This window comes from Streptomyces sp. PsTaAH-124, assembly GCF_000373685.1.
GTDB lineage: Bacteria > Actinomycetota > Actinomycetes > Streptomycetales > Streptomycetaceae > Streptomyces > Streptomyces andamanensis.
This window is the reverse complement of record NZ_KB892157.1, coordinates 275,325-299,760: the sequence shown is the minus strand read 5'-3', so window position 1 is coordinate 299,760 and position 24,436 is coordinate 275,325. Positions and strand designations below refer to the sequence as shown.

The window sequence follows — 24,436 nt, the reverse complement described above, 5'->3', positions numbered from 1 at the left end:
GTCCGGGTATGCGTGAAAGGCCGGAGAACGGTGGTCAGCCGGGCGCGGGGGAGGAGGCGCCGAGGCGGCGGATCGAGCTGAGCGTGCCCCAGGTCGCGGGCAGCGCCGTGGCGGCGGTGGTGGCCGCGAAACTCGCCTCGTACTTCGGCGTCTACGGCACGATCCTCGGAGCCGGCCTGGTCAGCGTGGTCGCCACCTGCGGCGGCTCGGTCTTCCAGCACTTCTTCCGGCGCACCGGCGAGCAGATACGCACCGTGACCGTCCCGGTCCGACCGGTGGTGGACGAGCCGTCCGGCACCCCGCCGCTCCCGTCCTGCCCGGTACCCGGCGAGTTCTCCGAGGGCACCGTCTACCGGGCCCGGGTCAAGAGCTGGAAGCGGCCGCTGGTCGCCGCGGCCCTGGTCTTCGGCGTCACCATGGGCGGCATCACCGCCTACGAGGTGCTCTCCGGCAGCAGCTTCAGCGGCGGCCACGGCACCACGGTCGGTGACGCCGTCACCGGCCGCCACCGCGGACCCTCCTCGCCCCCGGACGGCGGCACTCCGGAGCCGTCCAGCTCCCCGGGCTCCCCGGGAAGCAGTACCGGAACGGGTGACGGCGCCACCCCCGGTGGTGACGGCGGCCCGTCCGACGGCCCCGGCGGGGGTGCGTCCGTGAGCCCGACGCCCACCCCCGGCGCGAGCACCGGCACCGGAAGCGGTGACCCGGGCGGCACGGACGGGGCGAGCCCGGAGCCGGGCGGCACCCCGGGCGAGGGCACGCACAGCACCCCGGGCACCGGTGGCGGCACCACCCCGGCGCCCGGCGGCCCGTCTACCGCCCCAGCACCCGCCGCAGGTGGTCGTTCTGGAACCGCCGGTCCGGATCGAGGCGGTCCCGCAGCGCCGTGAACTCGCCGAAGCGCGGATACACCCCGGAGAGGTACTCCGCGTCCCTGGTGTGGATCTTCCCCCAGTGCGGCCGGCCCTCGTGCGCGGTGAAGACGCGCTCGGCCTCGGTGAAGTACCGCTGGTAGGGGGTGCCCCGGAACATGTGGACCGCCACATAGGCGCTGTCCCGGCCGGACGCGGTGGACAGGGTGATGTCGTCGGCGGGCGCGGTGCGCACCTCCACCGGGAAGCTCACCCGCAGCCCGGAGCGGTCGACCATGGTCTTCAGCTCGCGCAGCGTGTCCGCGAGCGCCGCCCGCGGGACGGCGTACTCCATCTCCACGAAGCGCACCCGGCGCGGCGAGGTGAAGACCTTGTAGGGGATGTCGGTGTAGGTCCGCGCGGACAGCGCCCGGCTGGAGAGGCGGGCGATCCCGGGGACGGCGGCGGGCGCCGCGCGGCCCACCCAGTTGGCCACCTGGAAGAGGCCGTTGGACAGGAACTCGTCCTCGAACCAGCCGGCCACCGGCCCCACCGGCGCCTCGGGGCCCGCGCTGCGGTTGTTGCGCTTGGTGTTGGTGCTGCCGGTGTGCGGGAACCAGTAGAACTCGAAGTGCTCGTTCTCCGCCCAGAGCTGGTCGAACTCGGCCAGCACCCGGTCCAGGGGCATCGGCTCCTCGCGGGCGGTCAGCAGGAAGACCGGCTCCACCGCGAAGGTGATCGCCGTGATGATGCCGAGCGCGCCGAGCCCCACCCGGGCCGCCGCGAAGACCTCGGGGTTCTCCTTCTCGGAGCAGGCGAGCACCGAACCGTCCGCCGTGACCAGCTCCAGCCCCTTGATCTGGGCGGCGATGGAGGCCGACTCGCGACCGGTGCCGTGGGTGCCGGTGCTGACCGCCCCGGACACCGTCTGCTCCATGATGTCGCCCATGTTGGTCAGGGACAGCCCCTCCCGGGCCAGGGCCAGATTGAGCCGCTTGAGCGGGGTGCCCGCCTCCACGGTCACCGTCATGGCCTCGCGGTCGATGCCGCGGATGCCGGTCAGCAGCTGGGGGCGGACCAGCAGGCCGTCGGTGGCGGCGATGGCGGTGAAGGAGTGACCGGTGCCGACCGCCTTCACCGGCAGTCCGTCCTCGGCGGCCCGGCGCACGGCGGCGGCCAGTTCCGCCACCGAGGCGGGCGTCACCTCCCGCGCCGGACGGGAGCGGACGTTTCCGCCCCAGTTACGCCACATGCCGTTCTTCGCGCGCGCTGTGCTGCTCAACGGTGCCTCCCCGACCCGGTGCCGGCCTGCTCAGCCGGCGGTACCCGAGGAAACCGACCGCGACCGCGACGGCCCCGGCCACCGCCGGAACCCCGTACCCCGAACGCGCGCCGGCCGCGTCGATCACCCAGCCGGCCACCGACGAACCGAGCGCCACCCCCACCGCGAGCCCGGTGCTCACCCAGGTCATGCCCTCGGTCAGATGTGCGCGGGGTACGTGCTCTTCGACGAGGGCCATCGTCGTGATCATGGTGGGAGCGACGGACAGGCCCGCGACGAACAGCGCCACGGCCAGAAACGGCAGGTTTCCGACCAGTAGGAGGGGGATCATACTCACGGCCATCGCGCATATGCCCAGCAGCCAGCGGCGGCCGGGCGCCCCGGACGGGCGCAGCAGCCCGAAGAGCACACCCGCCGAGCACGACCCGGCCGCGTACAGGGCCAGCACCACGCTCGCCGCGCCCTTGTGCCCGCGCTCGTCGGCGAAGGCCACGGTGACCACGTCCACCGCGCCGAAGATCGACCCGGTCGCCACGAAGGTGGCCACCAGCACCTGGAGGCCGCGCGAGCGCAGCGCCGAACCGCCGCCGTGCTGCTCGCGCGGGTGCGGCGCGGGCTCGGTGGCCCGCTGCGAGGTGAGCCAGAAGACGCCCACCGCCAGGAAGCAGGCGGCCAGCAGCGGCCCGGCCTCCGGGAACCAGGCCGTGGAGAGCCCGATGGAGACGATCGGCCCGAAGATGAAGCAGACCTCGTCCACCACCGACTCGAACGAGTACGCGGTGTGCAGCTGCGGCGTCCCCCGGTACAGCGCCGCCCAGCGGGCCCGGACCATCGCGCCCAGCGAGGGCACCGAACCGATCCCGGCCGCGCACACGAACAGCACCCAGTCCGGCCAGCCGAAGTACGCCGTCAGCAGCAGCCCGGCCGCGGCGGTCAGCGAGACCAGGGTCGCCGGGCGCAGCACCCGGCGCTGCCCGTGCCGGTCGACCAGGCGGGATATCTGCGGTCCGAGCACGGCGGCGGCCAGCGCGATGGTGGCCGACAGCGCGCCCGCGAGCCCGTAGCGCCCGGTGAGCTGGGAGATCATCGTGACCACGCCGATGCCCATCATCGACAGCGGCATCCGGCCGAGGAACCCCGCGGCGGAGAAGCCCTTGGAGCCGGGAGCGGCGAACAGGGCGCGGTAGGGGCTGGGCACGGGATCTCCGGGTATCCGGTAAGGCGTGTAGGTGGCCGATACAGCTTACGGCCCCGCCGGCCCGGGACGCACCCGCTTATGCGGGTCGGAATCCGGGCCGCGGGTGCCAGGTGGCAGGATCGAGACATGTCAGACGCGCTGGATCCCACTCCGTACGACGCCCTGCTCCTGCTCTCCTTCGGCGGTCCGGAAGGGCCGGACGACGTGGTCCCGTTCCTGGAGAACGTGACGCGGGGGCGCGGCATCCCCAAGGAACGACTGAAGGAAGTGGGGCAGCACTACTTCCTGTTCGGCGGGGTCAGCCCCATCAACGACCAGAACCGCGCCCTGCTGGACGCCCTGCGCAAGGACTTCGCCGGGCACGGCCTGGACCTGCCGGTCTACTGGGGCAACCGCAACTGGGCGCCGTACCTGACCGACACGCTGCGGGAGATGGTCCACGACGGCCGCCGCCGCGTCCTGGTCCTGGCCACCAGCGCCTATGCCTCCTACTCGGGCTGCCGCCAGTACCGCGAGAACCTGGCGGACTCCCTGGCCGCCCTCGAGGCCGAGGGCCTGGAGCCGCCGAGGGTCGACAAGCTGCGGCACTACTTCAACCACCCCGGCTTCGTCGAGCCCATGACCGACGGTGTGCTCGCCTCCCTCGACGACCTCCCCGAGGACGTCCGGGCCGGCGCCCACATCGCCTTCACCACCCACTCCATCCCGACCGCGGCCGCCGACACCTCGGGCCCCGCCGAGGAGCACGGCGACGGCGGCGCCTACGTCCGCGAGCATCTGGACGTGGCACGGCTGATCGCCGACGCGGTCCGCGAGCGCACCGGCGTCGACCACCCCTGGCAGCTCGTCTACCAGTCCCGCTCCGGCGCCCCGCACATCCCGTGGCTGGAACCGGACATCTGCGACCACCTGGAGGAGCGGCACGCCGCCGGGGTGCCCGCCGTCGTCATGGCGCCCATCGGCTTCGTCTCCGACCACATGGAGGTCCTCTACGACCTCGACACGGAGGCCACCGCCAAGGCCGCGGAGCTGGGCCTGCCGGTGCGCCGCTCGGCCACCGTCGGCGCCGACCCGCGCTTCGCCGCCGCCGTGCGCGACCTGGTCCTGGAGCGGGCCGCCCGCGAGAGCGGCCGGGCCGTCACCCCGTGCGCCCTGGGCGCGCTCGGCGCGAGCCACGACCTGTGCCCGGTGGGCTGCTGCCCGGCCCGCACCGCCCGGCCCGCCGCCGCGGGCGCCGACAGCCCGTACGCGTGAGGAACACCGTGACCGACGCCCTGCACACGGAACTGCTCCAGCTCGCCCTCCAGGCCGCCGCCCGCGCCGGTGAGCTGCTCAAGGACGGCCGCCCCGCCGACCTCGGGGTGGCCGCCACCAAGTCCAGCCCGGTCGACGTCGTCACCGAGATGGACATCGCGGCCGAGAAACTGATCACCGGCCTGATCGCCGACCGGCGTCCCGACGACGGCTTCCTCGGCGAGGAGGGCGCCGCCACCGAGGGCACCAGCGGCATCCGCTGGATCATCGACCCGCTCGACGGCACCGTGAACTACCTCTACGGGCTGCCCTCCTGGGCCGTCTCCATCGCGGCCGAACAGGACGGCGAGACCCTGGTGGGCGTCGTCACCGCCCCGATGCGCGCGGAGACCTTCCGCGCGGTGCGGGGCCGCGGCGCCTGGGCCACCGGATCCTGGGCCGGGGAACGCCGGCTCACCTGCCGTCCGGACGCCCCGCTGGACCGGGCCCTGGTCTCCACCGGCTTCAACTACGTCACCGACGTCCGCCGCCACCAGGCCGAGGTCGCCGGGCGGCTGATCCCGCTGGTCCGCGACATCCGGCGGGCCGGCTCGGCCGCGCTCGACCTGTGCGATGTGGCCGCGGGCCGCCTCGACGGCTACTACGAGCGCGGACTGCACCCCTGGGACCACGCGGCCGGCGACCTGATCGCCCGGGAGGCGGGCGCCCTGACCGGCGGACGCCCGGGACAGCGCGTCTCCGGCGAACTGGCCGTGGCCGCCACCCCCGGAGTGTTCGGACCGCTCCAGGGCCATCTGGAGAACCTCGGCGCCTGGCACGACTGAGAACCGGCCCCGCACAGCGGAACGGGACCCCGGCGCTGGATTCGCCGGGGTCCCGTTCCGCTGTGCGGTCCGGTCAGACGCCGGACATGCCGACCTCCACACCGTGCTCGGCGGCGAGGCGGCGCAGGTCGTCGAGTTCGGCCAGCTCCACCTCGACGAGGAAGTCGTCGCCCTCGTCGCGGGCCCGCGTGAGGTCGGACTCGGTCGTCTTTATGCGCTGAAGAAGTCCTGCGGTGAATGCGTCCATGCTGCGCCCCCTCGTCCTGGGTCGTGGGTCGGTGGCACGGGGGTGTGCCGTCGGGAAGGGGCGATCACGTCTCCATCAGGTGCCCAGCGCTGCCCTGCCGGGCGGCGACCGTGCCGGACACCCACGCCCACTCTGCCGAAGCGGAACGCGGCGTACCGCATGGTGGTGCGGTACATGCAGAGCGTGATCGCGGGGTGTAAAGCCGTCCTCCCCCCGCTCCCTCCCGCGGAAACCTCAACACCCCGAGAAACTTCCCGATTCCCGCCCCGCGACCGCCCGTACGTCCCGCCCCGGACCCCGGCTTACAGCCGACTTATGGCCGAAAAGGGCAGGATGGAGGCACACACTCATGAAGACCCCTGCCCGCGTGTGCCCGAACCATGCCGCGCGGGCGGACACAGGAAGGACATGCGACGTGCGCGTACTCGTCGTCGAGGACGAGCAGCTGCTCGCCGATGCGGTGGCCACCGGACTGCGCCGGGAGGCCATGGCCGTCGACGTCGTGTACGACGGCGCGGCCGCCCTGGAGCGCATCGGCGTCAACGACTACGACGTGGTCGTCCTGGACCGCGACCTCCCGCTGGTGCACGGCGACGACGTCTGCCGCAGGATCGTCGAGCTGGGCATGCCCACGCGCGTACTGATGCTCACCGCCTCCGGCGACGTCAGCGACCGCGTCGAGGGCCTGGAGATCGGCGCCGACGACTATCTGCCCAAGCCCTTCGCGTTCAGCGAGCTGACGGCACGCGTGCGTGCCCTCGGCCGGCGCACCAGCGTGCCCCTGCCGCCCGTCCTGGAGCGCGCCGGGATCAAGCTCGACCCCAACCGCCGCGAGGTCTTCCGCGACGGCCGGGAGGTCCAGCTGGCGCCCAAGGAGTTCGCCGTGCTGGAGGTCCTGATGCGCAGCGAGGGCGCGGTCGTCTCCGCCGAGCAGCTCCTGGAGAAGGCCTGGGACGAGAACACCGACCCGTTCACCAACGTGGTCCGGGTCACGGTGATGACCCTGCGCCGCAAGCTGGGCGAACCCCCGGTGATCGTCACCGTGCCCGGCTCCGGCTACCGGATCTGATCCGCCGTGGCCGCGACGCCCGCGCCGCCCCAGGCGCCCCCCAAGCCCACCTGGGACCCCCGGCGGCCCGAGCCGCCCTTCCCGTGGCTGCGCCCCACCATCCGGATACGGCTCACCCTGCTGTACGGCGGCATGTTCCTGATCGCCGGGATCCTGCTGCTGTCGATCATCTACCTGCTCGCCGCCAACGCGCTGAACGTGGGCAGCAAGCTGCCCTTCGAGATCGTCTCCGGGGGAGTCTCCAGCAACACGTGCAACCTCCCGTCCTCGGCCCCGGCCGGGGAGCTCAACCGCGCCCTGAACGACTGCGTGAACCTCCAGCGCGAGCACGCCCTGAACGACCTGCTCAGCCGCTCGCTGCTGGCCCTGCTCGGGCTCGCCGTGATCGCCTTCGCCTTCGGCTACGCCATGGCCGGCCGGGTGCTGGCCCCGCTGGGCCGGATCACCCGCACCGCGCGCGCGGTGGCCGGCTCCGACCTGTCCCGGCGGATCGAGCTGGACGGCCCGGACGACGAGCTGAAGGAGCTGGCGGACACCTTCGACGACATGCTGGAGCGGCTCCAGCGCGCCTTCACCGCCCAGCAGCGCTTCGTGGGCAACGCCTCGCACGAGCTGCGCACCCCGCTGGCGATCAACCGCACCCTGCTGGAGGTGCACCTGTCCGACCCCGGGGCGCCCGTGGAGCTCCAGCAGCTCGGCAAGACGCTGCTGGCCACCAACGAGCGCAGCGAGCAGCTCGTGGAGGGCCTGCTGCTGCTCGCGCGCAGCGACAACCAGATCGTCGAGCGCAAGCCGGTGGACCTGGCCGAGGTCGCCTCCCGGGCGATCGACCAGGTGCACGCGGAGGCCGAGGACAGGGGCGTGGAGCTGCGCGGTGAGTGCAAGCCGGCCGTCGTCCAGGGCAACGGCGTCCTGCTGGAGCGGATCGCGCTGAACCTCGTGCAGAACGCGGTGCGGTACAACGTGGCCGAGGACGGCTGGGTGGAGGTCACCACGGATGTGCAGCACGGCCAGGCCGTCCTGGTCGTCACCAACACCGGACCGGTCGTCCCGGCCTACGAGGTGGACAACATCTTCGAGCCGTTCCGGCGGCTGCGCACCGAGCGCACCGGCAGCGACAAGGGCGTCGGCCTCGGCCTGTCCATCGTGCGCTCGGTGGCACGGGCGCACGGCGGGCACATCGCGGCCCAGCCGCGCGAGGGCGGCGGCCTCGTGATGCGTGTCACCCTGCCGGTCTGAGATCATGACCTCCGCACGGAGGATGTTCGCTGTGCGCGGAATTTCCGGAGGCTCTCACCGACCTCTTGCTGTGTGATCGATCACATGGGCGGATTTCTGGCCACCTACCGTCAGTGATCATGAAGCCTGGTGAAAAGTCCGGAAAGTCCGGGTTTTCAGGGGTCCTGATCACGGGAAGTACACGGTGAGACCGCTTTGAAGTGCGGCATTAGGACCGTGTACGGTCCCCATCGCCATCCAAGCCGATCACTCTTGAGGAGTCCGGTTGGGTGTCGATTGAGTAACAGACCTTGATGTGAGGCAAAATCTCCGCCTCAGGTCGGGCACAAGTCCGGCCTCTCACGCGTTACGTGCGCTGGAGACACCGCAGACACCCAGAGGGGGAGAGCGACACATGGCAACCGATTACGACACTCCACGCAAGACCGACGACGACGTCGACTCGGACAGCCTGGAAGAGCTGAAGGCCAGGCGGAACGACAAGTCGACCTCCGCTGTGGACGTCGACGAGTTCGAGGCCGCCGAAGGTCTCGAACTGCCCGGCGCCGACCTGTCCAACGAGGAACTGGCCGTCCGGGTGCTGCCCAAGCAGCAGGACGAGTTCACCTGCATGAGCTGCTTCCTGGTGCACCACCGCAGTCAGCTGGCCCGGGAGAAGAACGGTCAGCCGATCTGCCGCGACTGCGACTGAGGCAGGGTCGGCCGTGACCGGCTCGACCCCTCCCTGGAAGCGCCGCTTCTCCCACGGGGGAGCGGACCCGGAGCCGTCCGGCGGCTCCCACGGCGCGCGTGACCACGAGCGAGGCCCATCCCGTCCGTCCGACCGGACAGATGCGACAGCATCGACGGGATCGGCCTCGCTCGCGCAGGTGTCCGGACGTGATGATCAGGCCGCCCCGGCGGCACGGCCCGCGCCGCTCGCCCGCCGCCGTATCGCGGTGCTCCGCGACCGGGCCGGCGAGGCCGCGAGGAACGGCGTCCGCAAGAGCGGCAGCCGGGCCAGAGCGGCACTGTCCCACCTGGCCGACCGGATCATCGCCCTCGCACCCCGCGTCCCGGTCCGCGACCTCGACACGCTCCGCAGGCAGTTCCCCGGCCTCGGACCCGAGGAACTGGCGGACAAGCTCGTCGCGGGCGCCGCCCACGCGACCTCCACCGTGGGCGCCGGCATCGGCGCGGCCGCGATGCTCCCCGTACCGCCCGCCATGCCGACCGAACTGGCCGCGGAGATCACCGGCGTCGCCGCGATCGAACTCAAGCTGATCGCCGAACTCCACGAGGTCTACGGCGTACGGCCGCCCGGCGGACTCGCCGTCCGCAGCACCGCCTACCTGTCCTCCTGGTCGGGGGAGCGCGGCATCGACGTCACCAGGCCGTCCACCGTCGATTCGGCCCTCGGCGGCCAGATGAAGCGGCGGCTGCGCCAGCAGATCATGAAACGCATGGTCCGCGACCTGCCGAACCTGATGCCCTTCCTGGTCGGTGCCGCCGTCGGCGCCGTCATCAACCGGCGCGACACCAAGAGACTCGCGGCCCTCGTCCGCGCCGACCTGCGCAAGATCCAGGTCCCCTGGGACCGGCTGCCCGCGCTGCCGCCGCTGGACGCCCCCGAGGGCCCCCTCCCGCTGGACGAAGGCCCGGAGCAGCAGCAGTCCTGAGCACGCCTCCGACGCGCGCGGAGCACCGCGCCGGGGGAGCCCTGCCCACGGGCACGGGGGAAGCCGAGGAACGCCGGAAAAGCCGGGGAAAGCCGGGAAAGCCGAGAAAAGCACGGAGACCGGCCTCGTACGCCCTCGGAGGCTAGCCCCGGCCCGCACCGACCCGGGACCGCTCCGGACGCTCCAGGGCCGCGCCGAGACGCCCAGGACGGGCCCGCAGGCGCGGTCGCACCGACCATGACGACGAACACCGCCGCCCCCGTGCTAGGACGGGCCCGCAGGCGCGGTCGCACCCCCGGGGACACGCCCCCCGCGTGCGCTCCGCGCGCTACGCGGCCGTCGTCCCCCCGGCCTCCGCACCGGACGCGGCCGTCCGGGCCGCCCGCAGGGCCTCCGTCAGCAGCTGTGGCTCCCGCGTCGACAGATACAGGTAGGGCGTCGGGTCCTCCGGGTCGGTGACCTCCACCCGCAGCGCCGTGGGGATGTAGGCGCGCAGCAGCAGGAACGCCCGGGTGTCCGCCTTGTACGTGCGCCAGGCCCGCGCCTCCTCGGCGTCCAGGATCTCCGCCTCGCCCAGGGCCGTGACCGGCACCTTCGCCTCGCCCGCGATCAGCGAGCCGCCCACGACCCGGATGCGCACCGAACCGTAGGAACTGGCCACCACCGCCGCGACCGCGGTGCCGCCGACCAGGCCGCCGAGCAGCGGCAGGGTGCCGAACGGAAGCAGGATCAGGGCGCACGAGACACCGATCAGGAAGCTGATCAGCCACCAGGAGCGGGGCGCGGTGAGGCGTTCTTCGTACGGCTGGGCGGAGAGCTGCATGAAACCAAGCTTGGCACGGTGCCCTGCCGACGCCGACGCGCGGGTAAGGTCTGCGCCTGTGAGTGGTAGTTCCGCAGCCCTTCAGCCCCCCGCCGACGCGGTGAAACCCGTACGGCATCCCGACGCCCCCGCGCCCGGAGAACTCCTCGGCGCGCACTACGGCGGGTGTTTCGGGTGCGGCGGCGACCAGCCGCACGGACTGCACCTGGAGGCACGCGCCGGGGAAGGCGTCCGCATCACGGCCGAGTTCACCGTGCAGGCGGCCCACCAGGGCGCCCCCGGCCTCGCGCACGGCGGAGTCCTCGCGACCGCCCTGGACGAGACCCTCGGCTCGCTGAACTGGCTGCTGCGGACCGTCGCCGTGACCGGACGCCTGGAGACGGACTTCCTGCGGCCCGTCCCGGTCGGCACGACGCTCCACCTGGAGGCCGAGGTCGTCGCGGTGGCCGGCCGGAAGATCTACTCGACGGCCACCGGCCGGGTCGGCGGCCCGGACGGGCCCGTCGCCGTGCGCGCCGACGCCCTGTTCGTCGAGGTCAAGATCGACCACTTCGCGCAGCACGGCCGCCCGCAGGAGATCCGGGCCGCCATGGAGGACCCCGACCAGATGCGCCGCGCCCGCGCCTTCGAGGTGAACCCGTGAACCGGACGACGCCCCCCGCGCACCCCGCCGGCCGTGCGCCCCTGGACGTGCTGATCCGCCGGGTCGACCCCGACGTACCGCTGCCCGCGTACGCGCAGCCGGGCGACGCGGGCGCCGATCTGCGCACCACGGACCCGTGCGAACTGGCCCCCGGCGAGCGGGCCGTTCTGCCCACGGGAGTGTCCATCGCCCTCCCCGAGGGGTACGCGGCCTTCGTGCACCCCCGGTCCGGCCTGGCCGCCCGGTGCGGTGTCGCCCTGGTGAATGCCCCAGGGACGGTTGATGCCGGGTACCGTGGGGAGATCAAGGTGATCGTGGTGAATCTCGACCCGCGCGAGTCCGTGCGGTTCGAGCGCTTCGACCGGATCGCCCAACTGGTCGTCCAGCAGGTCGAGAGGGTCCGCTTCCAGGAGGTGGCGGAACTTCCCGGCTCGGCGCGGGCCGAGGGGGGCTTCGGGTCCACCGGTGGCCATGCCTCGGTGGGCGGTGAGAGCGGCACAAGCGGCCGGGCTGCCAGAAGCGGCCCGGCGGGTGGGAATCGATACGCTTCGGTCGTATCCGACCGGGAAGGACAGTGACGTGTTCGGACGTCGCAAGAAGAAGGGTGCCGCCGAGGACGCGGCCGGCGAGGCCGAGCAGGTCGTCGACAGCGTCGGCACCGAGGCGGACGAAGAGGAAGAGACCGAGCGCGAGCGGGTGCGGCTCGAACCCGAGCCCCGCCCCGACGGCCCCTGGGACAGCTCCGAGGTGAGCGACCCGGACGAGGGCCGGGTGGACCTGGGCGGTCTGCTCGTGCCCGGTGTGGACGGCATGGAGCTGCGGGTCGAGGTCGCGGGCGACGCGATCGTCGCGGCGACCGTCGTCCTGGGGGACAGTGCGGTCCAGTTGCAGGGCTTCGCCGCACCCAAGCGCGAGGGCATCTGGGGCGAGGTGCGCGAGGAGATCGCCACCGGCATCACCCAGCAGGGCGGCATCGTCGACGAGACAGAGGGCCCGCTCGGCTGGGAGCTGCGCGCCCAGGTCCCGGTGCAGCTGCCGGACGGCACGGGCGGCTTCCAGGTGGTGCGCTTCGTCGGTGTGGACGGCCCCCGCTGGTTCCTGCGCGGAGTGATCTCCGGGCAGGGCGCGGTGCAGCCGCAGGCCGCCGGTCTCCTGGAGCAGATCTTCCGGGACACGGTCGTGGTCCGCGGCGAGGGCCCGATGGCGCCCCGCGACCCGATCGTGCTGAAGCTGCCCAACGACGCCCAGATGGTCCCCGAGGGCGTCCAGCAGGACGAGGGCCAGTCCCGTTTCTCCGGCGGCATGGGCCAGCTCCAGCGCGGCCCGGAGATCACCGAGGTCCGCTAGCCACGTCCCCGCGAGTGGCGTCCCCGCGAGATCGCGGGACACCGAGGGCCGCACCCCGCCGGGTGCGGCCCTTCGCGCGCCCGCGGTCTCCCGCGCGCCCGTGAGCACCGGTTTCGCGGCCCGGGGAAACCCGTAAGGGCGCCCTGGGAAAACCCGTAACGAACGGAAACCAATACGGGACGCCGTCCGTTCAGGGATTGATCGGGACGGCCGCCGCTCGTGATACTGGCGCACGGTCCACGGGGGAGCACAGCGGGGAGGGCACATGAGCCAGGTCGCCACCGACACGATGGTGCGCGTGGAGGACGTCCACAAGTCGTACGGGCAGGCCGCCGCCGCGGTGCACGCCCTGCGCGGGGTCTCCTTCGAGGTGCCGCGCGGCGAACTCGTCGCGCTCAAGGGCCGTTCCGGCTCCGGCAAGACCACCCTGCTCAACATCGTGGGCGGCCTCGACGCACCGGACCGCGGCCGGGTCCACGTCGACGGCCGCGACCTCTCCGAGCTGGGCGAGGACGGCGTGCTCGCGCTGCGCCGGGACCGCGTCGGCTTCGTCTTCCAGTCCTTCGGCCTCATCCCCATCCTCACGGCCGCGGAGAACGTGGGCGTGCCCCTGCGGATGCGCCGCGCCGACCCGCGCGAGCGCGAGGAGCGCGTGGAACTGCTGCTCTCCCTCGTCGGCCTCGCCGACCACGCCGGGCAGCGGCCCGGTGAGCTCTCCGGCGGCCAGCAGCAGCGCGTCGCCATCGCCCGCGCCCTGGCCAACGACCCCGCGCTGCTCATCGCCGACGAGCCGACCGGCCAGCTCGACGCGGAGACCGGCCTCGCCGTGATGGAGCTGCTGCGCGCCGTCGTGCACAGCCAGCAGGTCACCGCCCTGGTCGCCACCCACGACCTCACCCTCCTCGACCTGGCCGACCGGGTCCTGGAACTGCGCGACGGCGAGATAGTCGAGCACTGAGCCGACCGGCCTCCCGGCCGCCCGCCCACCCCGCGCCTCACTTCGCGCCTCACCCGTATCTCACTCAGCGTCACCACCGTCCCCACCGGCAGCCCCCTGCCACACCCGCACCAGGCCCCGCGCCCCGCGGGCTTCGCCCAGGTCGCGTCAGAGTTGCGTCAAGGACCGTCCCGGGCCGCGGCCCGGATCCTCCTGCCGCGATTCTTGGCCGTAAGGTCGACGCAGCGTGCACGGTGTGACAGGAAGACAATGAGGTCATGGGACGCGGCAAGCTTCGGATCTACCTCGGTGCGGCACCGGGCGTCGGCAAGACCTACGCGATGCTGGCCGAGGCGCACCGCCGGGTGGAGCGGGGCACCGACTGCGTCGTCGCGTTCGTGGAGCACCACGACCGGCCGCGCACCGAGGTGATGCTGCACGGCCTGGAGCAGGTGCCGCGCCAGACGCTGGAGCACCGCGGATCCGCCTTCACCGAGATGGACGTCGACGCGGTGCTGCGCCGCGCCCCCGCGGTCGCCCTGGTGGACGAACTGGCCCACACCAATGTCCCCGGCTCCCGCAACGCCAAGCGCTGGCAGGACGTGGAGGAACTGCTCGCCGCCGGTGTCGACGTGGTCTCGACCGTCAACATCCAGCACCTGGAGTCACTCGGCGACGTCGTCGAGTCGATCACCGGAGTGCGCCAGCGCGAGACCGTCCCCGACGAGGTGGTGCGCCGGGCCGACCAGATCGAACTGGTCGACATGTCGCCGGAGTCGCTGCGCCGCCGGATGGCGCACGGCAACATCTACCAGCCCGACAAGGTCGACGCGGCCCTGTCCAACTACTTCCGCCCCGGCAACCTCACCGCCCTGCGCGAGCTGGCCCTGCTCTGGGTGGCCGACCGGGTCGACGAATACCTCCAGCAGTACCGCAGCGAGCACCGCGTCTCCAAGATCTGGGGCTCGCGCGAGCGGATCGTGGTCGGCCTGACCGGCGGTCCCGAGGGACGCACCCTGATCCGCCGCGCCGCCCGGCTGGCCGAGAAGGGCGCGGGCGGCGAGGTCATGGCCGTCTACATCGCCCGCAGCGACGGACTCACCGGCGCCTCCCCGAAGGAGCTGGCTGTCCAGCGCACCCTCGTGGAGGACCTGGGCGGCACCTTCCACCACGTCGTCGGCGACGACATACCGGCCGCCCTGCTGGACTTCGCGCGCGGGGTCAACGCCACCCAGATCGTGCTGGGCTCCTCCCGCCGCAAGACCTGGCAGTACGTCTTCGGCCCCGGCGTCGGCGCCACGGTGGCCCGCGAGTCCGGCCCCGACCTCGACGTGCACATCGTCACCCACGGCCAGATCGCCAAGGGCCGCGGCCTGCCCGTGGCCAGGGGCGCCCGGCTCGGCCGCGCCCGGATCGCCTGGGGCTGGGTGATGGCCCTGGTCGGCCCGGTGGCCCTCGCGCTGCTGCTCAGCACCGTGGACCTGGGCCTGGCCAACGACATGCTGCTCTTCCTCGCCCTGACGGTGGCCGCGGCTCTGCTCGGCGGCCTGCTGCCCGCGCTCGGCTCCGCGGCCCTCGGCTCCTTCCTGCTGAACTACTTCTACACACCGCCGCTGCACCGGCTGACCATCGCCGACCCCAAGAACATCGTCGCCATAGCGATCTTCGTCGGCGTCGCCGTCTCCGTCGCCTCCGTGGTCGACCTGGCGGCCCGCCGCACCCACCAGGCGGCCCGGCTGCGCGCCGAGGCCGAGATACTGTCCTTCCTCGCGGGCAGCGTCCTGCGCGGCGAGACCAGCCTGGAGGCGCTGCTCGAACGGGTGCGCGAGACCTTCGGCATGGAGTCCGTGGCACTCCTCGAACGCAAGAGCGACGTCGACCCCTGGACCTGCGCCGGGCGGGTCGGCACCGACCGGCCGCTCCAGCGCCCCGAGGACGCGGACGTGGACATGCCGGTCGGGGACCACATGGCGCTCGCGCTGACCGGGCGCGTCCTGCCCGCCTCCGACCGCCGGGTGCTCGCCGCCTTCGCCGCCCAGGCCGTCGTCGTCCTGGACCGCCGCCGGCTCCAGGAGGAGGCCGACCAGGCCCGCGCCCTGGCCGAGGGCAACCGCATCCGCACCGCGCTGCTGGCCGCCGTCAGCCACGATCTGCGCACCCCGCTCGCCGGGATCAAGGCCGCCGTCACCTCGCTGCGCTCCGAGGACGTCGAGTGGTCCGAGGAGGACCGGGCCGAACTCCTGGAGGGCATCGAGGAGGGCTCCGACCGGCTCGACCACCTCGTGGGCAACCTGCTGGACATGTCCCGCCTCCAGACCGGCACCGTCACCACCCTCATCCGCGAGATCGACCTCGACGAGGTGGTGCCGATGGCGCTGGGCGGGGTGCCCGAGGACAGCGTCGGCCTGGACGTCCCCGAGACGCTGCCGATGGTCGCCGTGGACGCCGGGCTGCTGGAACGCGCCATGGCCAACATCGTCGAGAACGCCGTGAAGTACAGCCCGGCCCACACCCCGGTCCTGGTGTCGGCCAGCGCGATCGCCGACCGCGTCGAGGTGCGGGTCGTCGACCGCGGCCCCGGCGTGCCCGACGAGGCGAAGGACCGTATCTTCGAGCCCTTCCAGCGGCACGGCGACGCCCCGCGCGGCGCGGGCGTCGGCCTCGGCCTCGCGGTGGCCCGCGGCTTCGCCGAGTCCATGGGCGGCACGCTCGCCGCCGAGGACACCCCCGGCGGCGGCCTCACCATGGTCCTCAGCCTGCGCGCGGCGACGGCCCGCGCCGCGACGGAGCACACCGAGCCGCCCCCGCCCGGCACCGGACCCGGCACCGGCACCGGCACCGCACCAGGATCCGGCCCCGGCACCGGATCCGGCCCCCCGGACCCCGGACCGCGCCGCGCCGAGCGGACGCCCCGCGCAGGCAGCTCCGTACCCCAGGACCCCGTACCCCAGGACCCCGGACACCCGGACCCCGTACACCCAGAAAGGCAGGTTTCATGACCAGGGTGCTGGTGGTCGACGACGAACCGCAGATCGTGCGGGCCCTCGTGATCAACCTCAAGGCGCGCAAGTACGAGGTCGACGCCGCGCCCGACGGCCGTACCGCCCTCGACCTCGCCGCCTCCCGCCACCCCGACGTGGTCGTCCTCGACCTGGGCCTGCCCGACATGGACGGCGTCGAGGTGATCCGGGGCCTGCGCGGCTGGACCCGGGTGCCGATCCTGGTGCTGTCCGCCCGGCACTCCTCCGACGAGAAGGTCGAGGCGCTGGACGCGGGCGCCGACGACTACGTCACCAAGCCCTTCGGCATGGACGAGCTGCTGGCCCGGCTGCGCGCCGCCGTCCGCCGGGCCGAGCCCGTGGGCGGCGGCGAGGACGACGTCACCACCGTGGAGACCGCGCAGTTCACCGTCGACCTCGCCGCGAAGAAGGTCAACCGGGGCGGCAAGGACGTACGGCTGACCCCGACGGAGTGGCACCTGCTGGAGGTGCTGGTGCGCAACACCGGCCGCCTGGTCAGCCAGAAGCAGCTGCTCCAGGAGGTGTGGGGGCCCTCCTACGGCACCGAGACGAACTACCTGCGCGTCTACATGGCCCAGCTGCGCCGCAAGCTGGAGGCCGACCCCTCGCACCCCGCGCACTTCCTCACCGAGCCGGGCATGGGCTACCGCTTCGAGAAGTGAGCGCGGTTACGGTCCTGTCGGCCCGCCCCGGTACCCTTCAGACATGAGTGCCGTTCCCCGATCCGAGAAGCCCGCGGGCCGGTTCCGGCGCATGCTCGACCGGCTCTCCTCCTCGCAGGAGGACCTGGAGTCCGAGGAGCTGCGCGAGGACACCGAGACCGCCGGCTGCACCCGCATCGGTGACTGCCACGACCGCCAGGTCGTCACGGTTACTGGTACCTTGCGCACGGTCACCCTGCGCCCGCGTGCCGGAGTCCCCGCCCTGGAGGCGGAGCTGTTCGACGGTTCCGCCGCCCTGGACGTGGTGTGGCTCGGCAGGCGTTCCATCGTGGGTATAGAACCGGGGCGCAAGCTGATCGCATCGGGCCGGATCTCCATGAGCCGGGGCCGCCGGGTGCTGTTCAACCCCAAGTACGAACTGCGACCCCTCGGACGGGAGTAGCCCGTGACGTCACTCGACAAGCCGACCGAAGAGACGACCGCCACCGACGACTCGAGGGCGGTGACGGAGGCCGCGCTGTTCGAGGCGTTCGGCGGGGTCCGGGGCATGGTGGAGACCGTGCTGCCCGGCCTGCTCTTCGTCAGCATCTTCACCGTCAACAAGGACCTGCACTGGTCGGCCATCGCCGCCCTCGCGGTCTCCGTGGTGCTGGTCGCCGTCCGGCTGGTGATGCGGGACACCGTCAAGCACGCCTTCAGCGGCGTCTTCGGCGTGGTCTTCGGTGTCGTCTTCGCGATGATGACCGGCAACGCCAAGGACTTCTATCTGCCGGGCATGCTCTACACCCTCGGGCTGAGCCTCGCCTACATCGTCACCGCGCTGGCCGGTGTGCCGCTGATCGGACTGATCCTCGGCCCGGTCTTCAAGGAGAACCTCTCCTGGCGCACCCGCAACCCCGGCCGCAAGAAGGCGTACACCAAGGCGAGCTGGGCCTGGGGCCTGATCCTGCTCGCCAAGTGCGCGATCCTCTTCCCGTTGTACTGGTGGGCCGACACCACCCAGCTCGGCTGGATCCTGGTCGCCCTGAAGATCCCGCCGTTCCTGCTGGCGGTCTGGCTGACCTGGGTGTTCCTGGCGAAGGCGCCCGCGCCCATCGACGTGTTCGCGGAGATGGAGGCGGAGGAGCAGGCAGAGAAGGCCGAGAAGGCCGAGAAAAAGGCCGAGGAGGAGCGCAGGGCCGCCCTGGCGGCCGGGACGGCGGACCCCGAGGGCGACACGTCCCCGGCGGCGGGCCGCCACCGCCGGGGGGCGTAGCACCCGGCTCGGCCGCGGAAGGATCCTCTACGGCCGCAGCACGATCCTTTATGTCGGTGGGGGGTGCCCGGAGATCTCCGGGCACCCCCCACCGACGTACAGCCGCCCACGCGGGGCGGGCTCAGCCCTCGGCGTCCTCGCGCCGCCGCTTCGACAGCAGGTCCTCCAGCTGCTCCTCGCGGGCCTGCGCGGCCACGAACAGCAGTTCGTCACCGACCTCCAGCGAGTCCTCCTGCGACGGGGTGAGCACCCGGGTGCCGCGGATGATGGTCACCAGGGAGGTGTCCTCGGGCCAGTGCACGTCACCGACCTGGATCCCGGCGAGCGCCGATTCCTCCGGCAGCGTCAGCTCGACCAGGTTCGCGTCGCCGTGGCTGAAGCGCAGCAGCCGCACCAGGTCGCCGACGCTCACCGCCTCCTCGACCAGGGCCGACATCAGCCGCGGCGTGGACACGGCGACGTCCACCCCCCACGCCTCGTTGAACAGCCACTCGTTCTTCGGGTTGTTCACCCGGGCGACGACGCGCGGCACGCCGTACTCCGTCTTCGCCAGCAGCGAGACGACCAGGTTGACCTTGTCGTCGCCCGTCGCGGCGATCACCACGTTGCAGCGCTGGAGCGCCGCCTCGTCCAGGGACGTGATCTCGCAGGCGTCGGCGAGCAGCCACTCGGCCTGCGGGACGCGCTCGACCGAGATGGCGGTCGGCGCCTTGTCGATGAGAAGGACCTCGTGGCCGTTCTCCAGCAGCTCGCCCGCGATCGAGCGTCCGACCGCGCCGGCACCGGCAATGGCGACCCTCATCAGTGACCGCTCTCCTCTTCGGGGCCCTCGGCGAACGCCGCCTCGACCTTGTCCACGTCGTCCGTCCGCATCATCACGTGCACGAGGTCGCCCTCCTGGAGCACGGTCTGCGAGGAGGGCAGCATCGCCTCGCCGAGGCGGGTCAGGAACGCCACCCGGACGCCCGTCTCCTCCTGGAGCCGGCTGATCTTGTGCCCGACCCACTGCGGGGAGGTGTGCACCTCGGCGAGCTGGACCCCGCCGGTGGGGTCGCGCCACAGCGGCTCCGCGCCCGAGGGCAGCAGCCGGCGCAGCATCTGGTCGGCGGTCCAGCGGACCGTGGCCACCGTCGGGATGCCGAGGCGCTGGTAGACCTCGGCACGGCGCGGGTCGTAGATCCGGGCCGCGACGTTCTGCACGCCGAACATCTCGCGTGCCACCCGGGCCGAGATGATGTTCGAGTTGTCGCCGCTGGAGACCGCCGCGAAGGCACCGGCCTCCTCGATGCCCGCCTCGCGCAGGGTGTCCTGGTCGAAGCCGATCCCGGTGACCCGGCGGCCGCCGAATCCCGGTCCCAGCCGGCGGAAGGCGGTGGGGTCCTGGTCGATCACGGCGACCGTGTGCCCCTGTTGCTCCAGGGTCTGGGCGAGAGCGGAACCCACTCTCCCGCAGCCCATGATGACGATGTGCACGACCGTCCTTCCGGTGTCAACAGCTACTGCTCAGCCCCATCAGGGTCTCAGACAGAGGGACAAGCTACACATGCGCGGTCCGGGGTGTGCACCCCCCTGCCGCATGCCGGACGGACGGCGGCGCCGGGACCCCTATTCCACCTCGGAGGGAGGACGCCTGGTGATGCTGCGCACGCTGCACGCGGTGAGGAATCCGAGGCCGAGCAGCGCGAGGGCCGCGCCGATCAGCTCCGCGAACGGGGGCATGGGACCTCCGGAGGGTCGGCGGCGGCCGAAGAGGGGCTGAAGAAGGCCGAATTCAGTCATCTAGGCACGGCCCCGCCCCCACCTGCGGAATCCGCAGCCTCCGCCGTCCCCGTTTTCACTCGTGAGGCAGATCTCGGGTGGCAGGTGGGCGAGCCCCTGTTCGACGGCCTACGATCCTCTGTTGTGTCCAAACTGACCGACGTGCCCAAACGCATTCTGATCGGGCGCGCACTGCGCAGCGACCGGCTGGGGGAGACCCTCCTGCCCAAGCGCATCGCACTCCCCGTCTTCGCCTCCGACCCGCTGTCGTCCGTGGCGTACGCTCCCGGCGAGGTGCTGCTGGTCCTGTCCATCGCGGGCGTGTCGGCGTACCACTTCAGCCCCTGGATCGCGCTCGCGGTCGTCGTGCTGATGTTCACGGTGGTCGCCTCCTACCGGCAGAACGTCCACGCCTACCCCAGCGGCGGCGGCGACTACGAGGTGGCGACGACCAACCTCGGCCCCAAGGCGGGCCTGACGGTCGCCAGCGCCCTGCTGGTCGACTACGTCATGACCGTCGCCGTCTCGATCTCCTCCGGCATCGAGAACCTCGGCTCCGCGATCCCCTTCGTCGTCGAGCACAAGGTGCTCTGCGCGGTGGTCGTGATCGTGCTGCTGACCGTGATGAACCTGCGCGGCGTACGGGAGTCGGGCACGCTGTTCGCCATCCCGACGTACGTCTTCGTGGCCGGCGTCTTCATCATGATCATCTGGGGTGCGTTCCGCGGGCTGGCCCTCGGGGACACCATGCGGGCACCGACGGCCGACTACCACATCAAGGCCGAGCACCAGGGGCTCGCGGGCTTCGCCCTCGTCTTCCTGCTGCTGCGCGCCTTCTCCTCCGGCTGCGCCGCCCTCACCGGCGTCGAGGCCATCTCCAACGGCGTCCCGGCCTTCCGCAAGCCCAAGTCCAAGAACGCGGCGACCACGCTCGCGATGATGGGCCTGCTCGCCGTGACCATGTTCTGCGGCATCATCGTGCTGGCCATGACGACCAAGGTCCACATGGCCGAGAACCCGGCCGCCGACCTGCTGCACAACGGCAACCCGCTCGGCTCCGGCTACGTCCAGAACCCGGTGATCTCCCAGGTCGCCGAGGCCGTCTTCGGCAAGGGCAGCTTCCTGTTCGTCGTGCTCGCCGCGGCCACGGCCCTGGTCCTCTTCCTCGCGGCCAACACGGCGTACAACGGCTTCCCGCTCCTCGGCTCCATCCTCGCCCAGGACCGCTACCTGCCCCGCCAGCTGCACACCCGCGGCGACCGCCTCGCCTTCTCCAACGGCATCGTCCTGCTCGCGGGCGCGGCGACGCTCCTGGTCGTCGTCTACGGCGCCGACTCGACGCGGCTGATCCAGCTCTACATCGTCGGGGTGTTCGTCTCCTTCACGCTCAGCCAGATCGGCATGGTCCGGCACTGGAACCGTCATCTGGCCGCCGAGCGCGACCAGGCCAAGCGGCGCCACATGATCCGCTCGCGCGCCATCAACGCCTTCGGTGCCTTCCTCACCGGTCTGGTGCTGGTCGTCGTCCTGCTGACCAAGTTCACCCACGGCGCCTGGGTCGCGCTGCTCGGCATGTGCATCTTCTTCGCGACGATGACGGCCATCCGCAAGCACTACGACCGCGTCTCCGAGGAGATCGCCGCCCCCGAGGGCCCCAGCGACGACCTCGTGCGCCCCTCCCGCATCCACTCGGTCGTCCTGATCTCCAAGATCCACCGCCCCACCCTGCGCGCCCTGGCCTACGCCAAGCTGATGCGCTCGGACACCCTGGAGGCGCTCACCGTCAACGTCGACCCGGCCGAGACGAAGGCGCTGCGCGCGGAGTGGGAGCGGCGCGGCATCGACGTCCCGCTCAAGGTCCTCGACTCGCCCTACCGCGAGGTCACCCGGCCGGTCATCGAGTACGTCAAGAACCTGCGCAAGGAGTCCCCGCGCGACGCGGTCTCGGTGATCATCCCCGAGTACGTCGTCGGCCACTGGTACGAGCACCTGCTGCACAACCAGAGCGCGCTGCGCCTGAAGGGCCGGCTGCTCTTCACGCCCGGTGTGATGGTCACCTCGGTGCCCTACCAGCTCGCCTCCTCCGAGGCGGCGAAGGTACGCGCCCGCAGGCGCCAGGACTGGAGCGCGCCCGGCGCGGTGCGGCGCGGTCCGGCGCAGGTGCGCAAGGAGTCGTCGAAGGAGCCGAAGGAGCCGAAGGAGTCCCCGGCGTCCAAGGGCTGAAGGCTGAAGGCCCGGCCTCGTGGTGAACGGCCGGACGACTCCCACGTAGACTGGTGGGCTGTTGTCCGGCCGTTCCCCGCTTTCCGATCTGGAGACACCCCACCATGCAGGCAGAACCGAAGAACAAGCAGGTGGGGCGGGAACAGGAGCGGGAGCGGGAGCGGGAGCGGGAGCGCCCCGCGCAGCCGGAGGCGTCGACCGGTGCGCAGTCTCTGGTCGGCGAGGAGTACGAGGTCGAGGTCGGCCCGGTCGCCCACGGCGGCCACTGCATCGCCCGCACCGCCGAGGGCCAGGTCCTCTTCGTCCGGCACACCCTGCCCGGCGAGCGCGTCGTGGCCCGGGTGACCGAGGGGGAGACGGGCGCCCGCTTCCTGCGCGCCGACGCGGTACGCGTCCTGGAGGCGTCCAAGGACCGCATCGAGGCGCCCTGCCCCTACGCCGGCCCCGGCCGCTGCGGCGGCTGCGACTGGCAGCACGCCAAGCCGGGCGCCCAGCGCCGCTTCAAGGGCGAGGTGATCGCCGAGCAGCTGAAGCGGCTCGCCGGGCTCACCCCCGAGGAGGCCGGCTGGGACGGCACGGTGATGCCCGCCGAGGGCGACAAGCTGCCCGCGGGCGAGGTGTCGCAGTGGCGTACCCGCGTCCAGTACGCCGTCGACGCCGAGGGCCGGGCCGGACTGCGCAGGCACCGCTCGCACGAGGTCGAGCACATCGACCACTGCATGATCGCCGCGCCGGGCGTGACCGAGCTGGGCATCGAGCGGCGCGACTGGACGGGTATGGAGACGGTCGAGGCGATCGCGGCCACCGGCTCGCAGGACCGTCAGGTCGTCCTGACCCCGCGTCCCGGCGGCCGCCTCCCGCTGGTCGAACTCGACAAGCCGGTCTCCGTCCTGCGCGTCGACGAGAAGACCGGCGGCGTCCACCGCGTCCACGGCCGCCCCTTCGTCCGCGAACGCGCCGACGGCCGCACCCACCGGGTGGGCGGCGGCGGCTTCTGGCAGGTCCACCCCAAGGCGGCCGACACCCTCGTCACCGCCGTCATGCAGGGCCTGCTGCCCCGCAAGGGCGACATGGCCCTCGACCTGTACTGCGGCGTCGGCCTCTTCGCCGGTGCCCTCGCCGACCGCATCGGCGAGAAGGGGGCCGTCCTCGGCATCGAGTCCGGCAAGCGCGCCGTCGAGGACGCCCGCCACAACCTCGCCGACTTCCCCCGCGTCCGCATCGAACAGGGCAAGGTCGACTCCGTCCTGCCCCGCACCGGCATCACCGAGGTCGACCTCATCGTCCTCGACCCGCCCCGCGCCGGCGCCGGCCGCGCCACGGTCACCCACCTCACCACCCTCGCGGCCCGCCGCATCGCCTACGTAGCCTGCGACCCGGCAGCCCTGGCCCGGGACCTGGGGTACTTCCGGGAGGGCGGGTACCGGGTGCGGATGCTTCGGGCGTTCGATCTGTTTCCCATGACGCATCATGTGGAGTGCGTGGCGATCCTTGAACCTGTCGGGAAAGGCCGCTGACCTGCGGCTTTAGTCGATGCGCATGATGTGCGCTATGGGCGTTACGGGCGATACCGTGACGCTCATTTGACGCTCGTCCTGATGGCATGTCAGGCACCTTGTCGGGCAGGTCAGACCCTGTCGAGGGGGCGAGCATCGATGGGGCGCCGAGGGCAGGCGACGCTGAGCGCAGACCTGCTGAGTCGTGCTGATCAGATGTCACGGACGAGACCAGTCAGGGCGTGACCTGCGACGTCTGGTCGCCGGGGGCGTCGCTGAAGGGGATGTGGTTCGCCTTCAGACGTTCGGGGCTGGGTAGCCGTCTCACCCAATCCAGCCCTCGCAGGTCAACGCGACGCCGCCGACTAACTGCGCTGAGACAGGACAGCAGCGTCCCCGCCGGGCCGGCGGTAGGAGTTGCCTGGGACCGTCCCCGCGCGTGCGGGGAGCAGGCGGCTGACCAACTACCTTCACGCCCCCGGGCGGGACCATCCCCGCGCGTGCGGGGAGCAGAACGGCTACGACCTCTACCTGGACAACAAGTGGGGACCATCCCCGCGCGTGCGGGGAGCAGACTCAAGAACCAGGCCGGGGAACAGCGGGTCGGGGACCATCCCCGCGCGTGCGGGGAGCAGAGCCGCAAACGGTCC

At 72.2% G+C, this 24,436-nt stretch carries 23 protein-coding genes and 1 CRISPR repeat array (1 of these 24 running past the window's edge); of the genes, 17 read left to right on the top strand and 6 right to left on the bottom strand.

The features are described 5' to 3' along the window. Positions 1–8: 8 nt before the first annotated feature. Entirely contained in the window at positions 9–890 is an 882-nt protein-coding gene (locus B086_RS0101205; protein WP_026251994.1) for a hypothetical protein, read from the top strand. Here B086_RS0101205 and B086_RS0101200 read toward each other — a convergent pair. Then, entirely contained in the window at positions 814–2,133 is a 1,320-nt protein-coding gene (locus B086_RS0101200) for a D-arabinono-1,4-lactone oxidase (RefSeq protein WP_026251993.1), read from the bottom strand. The genes B086_RS0101205 and B086_RS0101200 overlap by 77 nt on opposite strands. Beyond that, on the bottom strand, positions 2,093–3,331 hold the full coding sequence (locus B086_RS0101195; RefSeq protein ID WP_018564593.1) for an MFS transporter: 1,239 nt from the start codon (positions 3,329–3,331) through the stop codon (positions 2,093–2,095). The genes B086_RS0101200 and B086_RS0101195 overlap by 41 nt, the downstream gene beginning before the upstream one ends. A gap of 126 nt (positions 3,332–3,457) precedes the next feature. On the opposite strand from B086_RS0101195, the gene B086_RS0101190 reads away from it, so the two are divergent. Both B086_RS0101190 and B086_RS0101185 read left to right on the top strand, forming a co-directional pair. Beyond that, positions 3,458–4,585 carry a ferrochelatase gene (locus B086_RS0101190; RefSeq protein ID WP_018564592.1) on the top strand — a complete coding sequence of 376 codons (1,128 nt, stop codon included), beginning with the start codon at positions 3,458–3,460 and terminating at the stop codon, positions 4,583–4,585. 8 nt (positions 4,586–4,593) lie between these two features. Next, entirely contained in the window at positions 4,594–5,409 is an 816-nt protein-coding gene (locus tag B086_RS0101185; protein WP_026251992.1) for an inositol monophosphatase family protein, read from the top strand. A gap of 73 nt (positions 5,410–5,482) precedes the next feature. On the opposite strand, the gene B086_RS44895 is transcribed toward B086_RS0101185, so the two are convergent. Next, on the bottom strand, positions 5,483–5,656 hold the full coding sequence (locus B086_RS44895) for a hypothetical protein (protein WP_018564590.1): 174 nt from the start codon (positions 5,654–5,656) through the stop codon (positions 5,483–5,485). Positions 5,657–6,071: 415 nt separating this feature from the next. Here B086_RS44895 and B086_RS0101175 point away from each other — a divergent pair, with 415 nt between their 5' ends. The 4 genes from B086_RS0101175 to B086_RS0101160 all read left to right on the top strand — a co-directional run bounded on the left by B086_RS0101175 (position 6,072) and on the right by B086_RS0101160 (position 9,622). Beyond that, complete coding sequence (locus B086_RS0101175) at positions 6,072–6,725, top strand: response regulator transcription factor (protein WP_018564589.1); 654 nt, start codon at positions 6,072–6,074, stop codon at positions 6,723–6,725. Positions 6,726–6,731: 6 nt separating this feature from the next. Continuing rightward, positions 6,732–7,964, top strand: coding sequence for a sensor histidine kinase (locus tag B086_RS0101170; RefSeq protein ID WP_018564588.1), 1,233 nt, complete (start codon positions 6,732–6,734; stop codon positions 7,962–7,964). Positions 7,965–8,358: 394 nt separating this feature from the next. Then, positions 8,359–8,655, top strand: coding sequence for a DUF4193 domain-containing protein (locus tag B086_RS0101165; RefSeq protein ID WP_005481602.1), 297 nt, complete (start codon positions 8,359–8,361; stop codon positions 8,653–8,655). Between the two features lie 13 nt (positions 8,656–8,668). Then, positions 8,669–9,622: a hypothetical protein gene (locus tag B086_RS0101160; RefSeq protein WP_078509721.1), complete on the top strand. Its 954-nt coding sequence runs from the start codon at positions 8,669–8,671 to the stop codon at positions 9,620–9,622. A 328-nt stretch (positions 9,623–9,950) separates the two neighbouring features. Here the strand turns inward: B086_RS0101160 and B086_RS0101155 are convergent, their stop codons facing one another. After that, complete coding sequence (locus tag B086_RS0101155) at positions 9,951–10,445, bottom strand: DUF3093 domain-containing protein (protein ID WP_018564586.1); 495 nt, start codon at positions 10,443–10,445, stop codon at positions 9,951–9,953. 58 nt (positions 10,446–10,503) lie between these two features. On the opposite strand from B086_RS0101155, the gene B086_RS0101150 reads away from it, so the two are divergent. From B086_RS0101150 to B086_RS0101115, 8 genes are all read left to right on the top strand, one after another. Then, on the top strand, positions 10,504–11,088 hold the full coding sequence (locus tag B086_RS0101150; RefSeq protein ID WP_026251991.1) for a PaaI family thioesterase: 585 nt from the start codon (positions 10,504–10,506) through the stop codon (positions 11,086–11,088). Further along, on the top strand, positions 11,085–11,666 hold the full coding sequence (dut, locus tag B086_RS0101145) for a dUTP diphosphatase (protein ID WP_018564584.1): 582 nt from the start codon (positions 11,085–11,087) through the stop codon (positions 11,664–11,666). Before B086_RS0101150 ends, dut begins: the two co-directional genes overlap by 4 nt. A 1-nt stretch (position 11,667) precedes the next feature. Next, entirely contained in the window at positions 11,668–12,435 is a 768-nt protein-coding gene (locus B086_RS0101140) for a DUF3710 domain-containing protein (RefSeq protein ID WP_018564583.1), read from the top strand. Between the two features lie 265 nt (positions 12,436–12,700). Continuing rightward, on the top strand, positions 12,701–13,393 hold the full coding sequence (locus tag B086_RS0101135; protein WP_018564582.1) for an ABC transporter ATP-binding protein: 693 nt from the start codon (positions 12,701–12,703) through the stop codon (positions 13,391–13,393). 257 nt (positions 13,394–13,650) lie between these two features. Continuing rightward, the gene (locus B086_RS0101130) at positions 13,651–16,371 is read left to right on the top strand and encodes a sensor histidine kinase (RefSeq protein ID WP_018564581.1); all 2,721 of its coding nucleotides are present in this window, start codon (positions 13,651–13,653) and stop codon (positions 16,369–16,371) included. Further along, positions 16,368–17,054 (top strand): response regulator, encoded by a 687-nt coding sequence (locus B086_RS0101125; protein ID WP_018564580.1) that lies wholly within the window; start codon positions 16,368–16,370, stop codon positions 17,052–17,054. The genes B086_RS0101130 and B086_RS0101125 overlap by 4 nt, the downstream gene beginning before the upstream one ends. Positions 17,055–17,097: 43 nt before the next feature. Continuing rightward, positions 17,098–17,496 carry an OB-fold nucleic acid binding domain-containing protein gene (locus B086_RS0101120; protein WP_078509722.1) on the top strand — a complete coding sequence of 133 codons (399 nt, stop codon included), beginning with the start codon at positions 17,098–17,100 and terminating at the stop codon, positions 17,494–17,496. Positions 17,497–17,499: 3 nt separating this feature from the next. Then, positions 17,500–18,309, top strand: a complete 810-nt coding sequence (locus tag B086_RS0101115) for a DUF3159 domain-containing protein (RefSeq protein ID WP_018564578.1) — start codon at positions 17,500–17,502, stop codon at positions 18,307–18,309. A 121-nt stretch (positions 18,310–18,430) separates the two neighbouring features. Here the strand turns inward: B086_RS0101115 and B086_RS0101110 are convergent, their stop codons facing one another. Together B086_RS0101110 and B086_RS0101105 are read right to left on the bottom strand one after the other, a co-directional pair. Further along, complete coding sequence (locus B086_RS0101110; protein ID WP_018564577.1) at positions 18,431–19,111, bottom strand: potassium channel family protein; 681 nt, start codon at positions 19,109–19,111, stop codon at positions 18,431–18,433. Continuing rightward, a complete protein-coding gene (locus tag B086_RS0101105; protein WP_018564576.1) occupies positions 19,111–19,782 on the bottom strand; it encodes a potassium channel family protein in 672 nt (223 codons plus the stop codon). Before B086_RS0101105 ends, B086_RS0101110 begins: the two co-directional genes overlap by 1 nt. Positions 19,783–20,211: 429 nt before the next feature. Between B086_RS0101105 and B086_RS0101095 the strand changes: the two genes are divergently transcribed. Both B086_RS0101095 and B086_RS0101090 read left to right on the top strand, forming a co-directional pair. Further along, entirely contained in the window at positions 20,212–22,290 is a 2,079-nt protein-coding gene (locus B086_RS0101095) for an APC family permease (protein WP_018564574.1), read from the top strand. A gap of 104 nt (positions 22,291–22,394) precedes the next feature. Continuing rightward, positions 22,395–23,807, top strand: a complete 1,413-nt coding sequence (locus B086_RS0101090; protein ID WP_018564573.1) for a class I SAM-dependent RNA methyltransferase — start codon at positions 22,395–22,397, stop codon at positions 23,805–23,807. A 402-nt stretch (positions 23,808–24,209) separates the two neighbouring features. Beyond that, positions 24,210–24,436: direct repeats of the CRISPR family, unit length 29 nt; unit sequence GGGACCATCCCCGCGCGTGCGGGGAGCAG (it continues 473 nt past the right edge of the window).

Excerpts from the sequence above, each read along its gene's own strand:
- B086_RS0101155 (WP_018564586.1), bottom strand. The coding sequence starts at position 10,445 with ATGCAGCTCTCCGCCCAGCCGTACGAAGAACGCCTCACCGCGCCCCGC.
- B086_RS0101205 (WP_026251994.1), top strand. The coding sequence starts at position 9 with ATGCGTGAAAGGCCGGAGAACGGTGGTCAGCCGGGCGCGGGGGAGGAG.
- B086_RS0101190 (WP_018564592.1), top strand. The coding sequence starts at position 3,458 with ATGTCAGACGCGCTGGATCCCACTCCGTACGACGCCCTGCTCCTGCTC.
- B086_RS0101135 (WP_018564582.1), top strand. The coding sequence starts at position 12,701 with ATGAGCCAGGTCGCCACCGACACGATGGTGCGCGTGGAGGACGTCCAC.
- B086_RS0101120 (WP_078509722.1), top strand. The coding sequence starts at position 17,098 with ATGAGTGCCGTTCCCCGATCCGAGAAGCCCGCGGGCCGGTTCCGGCGC.
- B086_RS0101130 (WP_018564581.1), top strand. The coding sequence starts at position 13,651 with ATGGGACGCGGCAAGCTTCGGATCTACCTCGGTGCGGCACCGGGCGTC.
- B086_RS0101165 (WP_005481602.1), top strand. The coding sequence starts at position 8,359 with ATGGCAACCGATTACGACACTCCACGCAAGACCGACGACGACGTCGAC.
- B086_RS0101090 (WP_018564573.1), top strand. The coding sequence starts at position 22,395 with ATGCAGGCAGAACCGAAGAACAAGCAGGTGGGGCGGGAACAGGAGCGG.
- B086_RS0101125 (WP_018564580.1), top strand. The coding sequence starts at position 16,368 with ATGACCAGGGTGCTGGTGGTCGACGACGAACCGCAGATCGTGCGGGCC.
- B086_RS44895 (WP_018564590.1), bottom strand. The coding sequence starts at position 5,656 with ATGGACGCATTCACCGCAGGACTTCTTCAGCGCATAAAGACGACCGAG.
- B086_RS0101110 (WP_018564577.1), bottom strand. The coding sequence starts at position 19,111 with ATGAGGGTCGCCATTGCCGGTGCCGGCGCGGTCGGACGCTCGATCGCG.